The organism is Erythrobacter sp. (assembly GCF_038133525.1).
In the GTDB taxonomy this organism is placed as follows: Bacteria; Pseudomonadota; Alphaproteobacteria; order Sphingomonadales; family Sphingomonadaceae; genus Qipengyuania.
The window spans coordinates 1-6,250 of record NZ_JAYPTL010000096.1 but is presented as its reverse complement, the minus strand read 5'-3'; the positions used below and the strand labels follow the sequence as shown (position 1 = coordinate 6,250).

General features: G+C 59.6%; 3 protein-coding genes. All 3 read left to right on the top strand.

What is annotated here, in order from left to right:
- The first annotated feature begins 125 nt into the window (after nucleotides 1-125).
- On the top strand, nucleotides 126-1,736 hold the full coding sequence (locus tag AAFM29_RS16105; RefSeq protein ID WP_341713783.1) for a hypothetical protein: 1,611 nt from the start codon (nucleotides 126-128) through the stop codon (nucleotides 1,734-1,736).
- Nucleotides 1,736-4,738, top strand: coding sequence for a hypothetical protein (locus AAFM29_RS16100; protein ID WP_341713782.1), 3,003 nt, complete (start codon nucleotides 1,736-1,738; stop codon nucleotides 4,736-4,738). Before AAFM29_RS16105 ends, AAFM29_RS16100 begins: the two co-directional genes overlap by 1 nt.
- 136 nt (nucleotides 4,739-4,874) lie before the next feature.
- The coding region (locus tag AAFM29_RS16095; protein ID WP_341713781.1) for a hypothetical protein at nucleotides 4,875-6,250 on the top strand (1,376 nt) is incomplete at its 3' end.

Sequence of the window (6,250 nt, the reverse complement as noted above, 5' to 3'; positions counted from 1 at the left end):
GGGCAGATTGCGCTTCTCGAAGCTAAACAGCGGAAGATGGCTTACGACATCCAAGCGAAAAGCGCGATGTTCGACGGCTTTTCTACGATTGCTTTCGGCGGCGCCAAGATAGCGCAGATTGCCTGATGAAAGTTCCGACATACGAGATACAGCGCGCCCTCCCAAAAGAAGGCGCGGGGCAAGCACTTAACATCCAAATCAGCTCGGCTGCGATGGAGGCGCCCGCTCGCGCTTTTGCGGAGCAAGGCAAGAAAATGGCCGAGTTCGGTCAAAAGCTGGCGGACTGGGGATTCAAGAAAGCCCAGGTCAGCGCAGAAAACGCAGCGGCGAAAGCAGCGAGCGATTTTGAACTGAAGCTCGCTGAAATCGAAACTAAAGCGCTTTCTGACCCAGACATGGCCGCGGGCGAAAAATACTTCCGTTCGGAAATCAAAAATAGGTACGCGCAGTATCGGTCGACTTTGCCGAACTCCCTATCCAAAGGGGCTTTTGACAAAGCCGCGGGCAGGCTGCAGACCAGAAGCGTTCTGTCATTTATGAAGCAGAACAACGCGCGGGTGCTGGAAGCGCGGAAGTCAACACTGGATGCTGACACACAGTTTCACACAAAGACCGCGTCTGACATTACGCTCTCCCCGACAATGCGCGTGGAAGCTGCCGCGGCGGCGCGCCTTGGGATAGCTGATGCTGTCGGAGATCTCGGGTCCGAAGACGCGCAGGCGCGGGAAGAGAAGCTCTTTGAAAATCTCACCCAGAACACCCTCTCTGCGTATATGAGCAAGCCGGGGGCGGATGTTCTCGGAATTGTTTCTTCGTTCCGCGAGGGGCGGCTTGCCGACCCGATCGTCCAAGGCGCGTCCGCCAATTTGAGTGATACGCAGCGAGCTAAGATCGCTGACGACGCCTTGAAGCAGGCAAACCGTATTATCAAGCTGCGTAAGGATCAGCGTGAAGCGGCTTCTGCCGCTGCGAATGCAGACAACGACCGCAAGTACAGCTTCATCGTAAATGTGAACAAAGACGATCCGGCGATGATGGCTGTGGCCCGTAGCCTGCACGACACGCTGAAAGTCGCCGGCTACTACGAAACACCTGATAAGCGAAACGCGATCGATAAGCTGCTCAACGCGGACGCCGGCGGTTCAGCGTTCGCTGAAAAGTCAGCGGCCACCGACGAGGTCGAGGCTTCGCTTGACAACAAGGAAGCCTTGGATGAGCTCACCTGGTACGAGCTAGAGCAGAACAAGACGAAAGTCACGGCTACCTGGTACTCCAGCATGGTCAAGCGCCTGCAAACTGAACGCAACGAGGGCGAAGCAGATGGCATCGACGTATTCCGCGATGCGTTTAAGTACGCGGAGGCCAGCGACGCTGAAATGCTAAAGAGCCCGTCGCGCCAGGCGTTCTTCAGAGCTCGCCGGCAGCTACGCGATTGGATCCGCGACAACCCCAAGGCGTCTAAGCGCGACATTGTCAAAGAAGCGCAAAGCATGGTCAGGGCGGTGGAAGGCGAGTTTAAAACGAAGATGAAGACGTTTCGTCAGGGCGAGCTGCGGTCGGCTTACTCAAAACTCCCGGCTTCTCTTAAAGCGATCATACCGGCTCCGACTGCAGGCAACATTGCAGATGTAAGGAGGGCCGTGGCGTCGGTTATGGCGAAAGGCCACAGAGATCTTATGCTCAATGCTTTCAATGAGTCACTTCTTAAAGAAGTCCAAATGGAGCTGCTCGATTAATGAGCGAGATTGATCAAAACTTGGCGGACTACGAGAACGCCGCCCAGATCGCGCAGACTGATTTCTCGCACCTGACCGAAGCCGACTTTGACTTGGTCGAGTACGACGACGAGGGCGCGGCCTACGGCATGGTTCAAGGCGTGCCGGTAGCAATTAATCAGCAGTCGACTGATCAGTACATTACGGGCTCGATCAAAAAGCCTGACGCTGGGCCGCAAGGAAGCATCAGCCGCGATGTAGGCCGGGGATTGACGCGCGGCGCGATCGGCGCCGGCGAAGCGATGAACCAGGCGCTGCCGTTGCTTGGCAAGCCGGTCGACTGGCTCAACGACGGCTTGCGGTACATTGGTGTGCCTGTTTCGGACAGCCCGGTTGGCGGCAGCGAGAGCATCCGCGGCGCTGTGCAAAGCCTGGTCGACTTTGGTCGGAACCTTGTCCCAGACAGCGTTAACCAAGCGACCGCCGAATACATTAGCGAGCAGCCACAAAATCCGCTTGTGCAGACTATTGTCGAGGAGATCGGAAAGTTCGGGCTGCAAGCCGTGACGCCGGCCATGTACCTGCGGGCGTTCAGCGCGATGACGCCGTTCGCGCGTGGTATCGCCTGGGGGGGCATTGCTGATTTTATCAACGCGAAGCCTGATCAAAACGACCCGACGATTGTTGCCACGCTCGTGGACGGGTTGTCGTCGATGGGCGGCGAAGAGCGCAGCGCTGTCAGCGAAGCGGTAGTTACGGCTCTTACTAAAAATCAAGATGACCCGGAAATCATCAACCGAGCTCGCGAAGCTCTGGACGGGATGGTGCTGGGCGGTGCGATCGAAAAGGCCGTACCGTTTATCGTGCGCGCTGCGAAAGTGGTAGCCTACGGCTCTGCCGGCGCTGCGGTTTCGATGCAGCCTGACGAGGCCCAGGGCGGCCCGCTGACGGCTATCCTGCGCGCGTTTAGCCGCGCCGAAAACGAAGCGCTCAAAAAGGTGGCGGGATCTCCGCAGCAGCTCCGCGATATCAAAAATCGCGCGGCAGAGATTAAAGCTCAATACCCAGCCAATGAGGGGTGGGCGCCAATCGAGGTCACGAACGCAAAGATCAAAGATAGCGGCAAGATTGAGATCAATTGGCGCCAGCCAGCTTATGGGTTCGAGAAACCGCCTGCCGGTGTAACACCAGAGCAGCACCTTTCTAATATGTCCGAGACGATGGTGCGCGACGTCGGAGACGTTGTTCAGCGTGCTGCTTCCGGTGACGCTGCCGCTCAAGAAATTGTTCGCCAGGCGCGCTGGTATCGCGACATGCGTTCTCGGCTACGCACCGAGTTCGGCGGCCTGGGCGATGTCTTCGCCGACCTGTTAGGCGCGACGTCGGCGCAGACAGGCGTTGAGCAGAACTGGCGCAACAGCATCGAGATCCTGCGGCGTTATAGCCGCGGCGAGTACGACAAAGAAATCCAGCTCTATACCGATCGCATGGCGAGCGGTGAACGCATGGATCCGAAGACGCTCCAACAGCTCGACAAGGCAGGAGAGTTTGAGCTTATCCGTTCAGCCGCCGGCGCGTTGTTCAACACAAACAGCCCCGCTGCGACAGCCGCTTTGCTGGACATGTTCCGCCAGGTAAAGCAGGGAGCGGCGCCTAAAACCATTAACTTTACAGGTAACCTGATTGGTTACAGCAGCGATGCAACAATCGACGTTTGGGCGGCGCGCTATCTTCGCGAGGCTGCTGGTTTGCCGCGCATCCCCCCGCCTGCTGAAAAAGCGGTCGGTGGAAAACACGCAGTTGGATCGACGTTTGAAGAGCCGAAGATCACTGGCGAGTTTGCATTCGGGCAAAAGGTGTTCGCTAACGCTGCGGAGCAGATCAACAACTCCGGCCTAATTAAAGGTTACGACGAAAGCCTGGGTGACCTCGGTCCCGACGATTTGCAGGCGCTTGTCTGGTTTATCGAAAAAGAAAAGTGGACCAAAGCCGGTTGGACAAGCAAAGCCGGAGAGGGCGGTTCACTTGATTATGAGGCGAGCCTCGCCGGGGCAGCGGACCCAGAGGCGGTGCTCGAGGCGCGGCGCGCCGCTACTGCGACTTTTAAACCGCCGAACAAACGCAAGACAGAGACAGACGCGGAGTACGAAGCGCGATTGTCTGAAGCTCGTGCGACGTTCGATGCTGACGTCGCTGCGGCGCAGGCTCAATTGCAAGATATGGCCGCTCCGCTCGATCGCACACTACTAGGCGTTTCGCGAGAACGGCCTGGCGCGGTGCCGACAAATGTGCAGCAGGCCGAGCTTGCGGGCGAACTGATGTCGCCCGTCAAGAACGACCGCAGCGTAATCGGCTACCAGGCTAACAACACCTATGGTGAGTTCATGGGTCAGCTCGAGCGCGCGCTGAATGCCGAGTTCGTCACCAGGTCTGATTTCGACCCGACCGCTCTGACGCGGCAGCTCGTCGAGAGCGGCAAGAAGTACGACCAGGACGCGGTGTTCATTTCAAAGGTGCTGCGTGCGCCGACCGAGCAGAGCCGCCCTGGCGTCGAGATCTACTTCAACCGGCGCGAAGGCGTCGACATGGCGCAGAAGATCACCGCCATGCTGCGCGAGAAGGGTGTAGACGGTTTCACGTTTGTCACCGACGCCCGTCAAATGGACCGCGTTGATGTCCAGGCCGCGGGAGACGCCGCGACTGCCGGCCTCACCGGCATCCGGTTCCAGTACATACCGGAGTTCGACAGCGCCTATGACGCGGCGCGTCACGCGGAGATTGTCGCGGAGAAGGAAAACCTTTTCGAGCGGATACTAGACGACATTTACTCAGTGCCGGGTATTGCTCAAGCAGACGTCGTACACTATGATACGAAGGTCTTCCGTCGCGCCACTGGGACCGACTGGATGACTGGTGGAGAAAGCTATGACGACTTCCTTAGAACGTCTTCTAGAGGCAGCAATCGCCCGCAAGGCACCGGAGCGGCGAATAGCAGACCTACGCCGCCAGATAGCAGCCCGTGACAGCGGGCAGAGCGCGCAGGAGCTCTACATCACCGGCTCGGTAGCGAAGCCGAAGAAGGAGACGCAGGCGGCCTAAAGCCTGCACCATAGCGATCGACCAAGGCGCCTCCGGGCGCCTTTTTTATTAGGAAAACGCATGGCGATATCTGACCAGGCGGCTGATGCTTCACGCCGCGGCGGGCCTCTTTTGCCCGACGAAGGAGTACAAGTAGCCGGCAAGGGCCAGGTCATTCTTGACGTCTTAAAAGCGTTGGGAAGGACACCGCGTAGCGCAAGCGAGGCGGTGCCCGCGTCTGCCGAAGAACGCATGTTGCCGAAGCGCGAGCTCGGCGCCCCGGATCCTTACCAACAGCGTCAGGAACAGCTCGCGCCGCAGATGCTGTCGCCCGAAGGGCAGCGGCGTTTCCAGGACGCCGGCATGAACGCGGGCGAAGCTATCAATCCGCCGCCCGCAATCGATGCGCTCGACGCGCTTGATCAGGCCGCTCCCGACGCCGCCGTTGTCGACGAAGCCCGCAAGAACCTTTTGTACGCCGATCCCCAGACGATGGAAGTGCGCGCGGGGGCGACCGACAAAAACGCAGCAGACTATTACGACGCTGCTGGCGCTATTAAGGGGACCGGGCCAGAACAGGTTGACGATTTTGTCCGCGCTGGTGCGGACGGCATCGATTTCAATTTTGAACGGCTGCAGACCGGCGACGACGTCAAGGCGATGATCAACCAGGTCAGCGAGATCTACGCTGACCCGATCGAGGCGGCCAAGCGCGGCGTCATCACGCGCAAAGAGACGCTGGAAGAGGCCGAGACGCTGCTCGCCAACGAGATGGGGTTCACACGCGAGCTCCTCAAGCGCCGCCCTGGCGAGCTGCTCAACGCGGAGCAGGCGACCGCAGCTCGTATCCTGCTGACGCGATCGGCAGAAAGGTTGACGGCCCTCGCCCGCGCGATCCGCGACGGCGACGACACGACCAAGACGCTAGTCGAGTTCCGCCGCCAGATGTCGATTCACGCCGGCATCCAGATGCAGGTCAAGGGCATGCAGACCGAAATCGCTCGCGCCCTGGGTGCCTTCAACATTCCGGCCAGCGCACGCACTGCCGAACAGCAGGCGCAAGCCGCGGCGGCGATCCTCGCCGACACTGGCGGTCGTGGCGAAGCGAAGAAGCTCGCGCTGGGCTTGCTCAGGGCGCAGGAAAACGGTGGCAACGCCGGTGTACATAAATTCTCGCTGGGCGGGTGGGCGAGTAAAGCCAACGGCGTTTTCCAGGAGGTGTACGTTAACGGCTTGCTGAGCTGGACGTACACGCATGTCAAAAACGCGCTCGCCACGCCAATGTTCATGGCCTACCAAACGGTCGAGGAAGTCCTCGCCGGTCTGGTGGGCGGCGTCGAGCGCGGCGTCGGCAGGATGTTTGGCGCGGGCGCTGACGGCGTCGGGCGCATGGGCCTCGGCAGCACAGCCGAGGGCGTTTATGTCGGCCAGGCACTAGCTCGGGTTTACGGCAACAG

What these genes read in the sequence shown, in the direction of transcription:
- AAFM29_RS16100 (WP_341713782.1), top strand. Translation starts at nt 1,736, where the DNA reads ATGAGCGAGATTGATCAAAACTTGGCGGACTACGAGAACGCCGCCCAG.
- AAFM29_RS16105 (WP_341713783.1), top strand. Translation starts at nt 126, where the DNA reads ATGAAAGTTCCGACATACGAGATACAGCGCGCCCTCCCAAAAGAAGGC.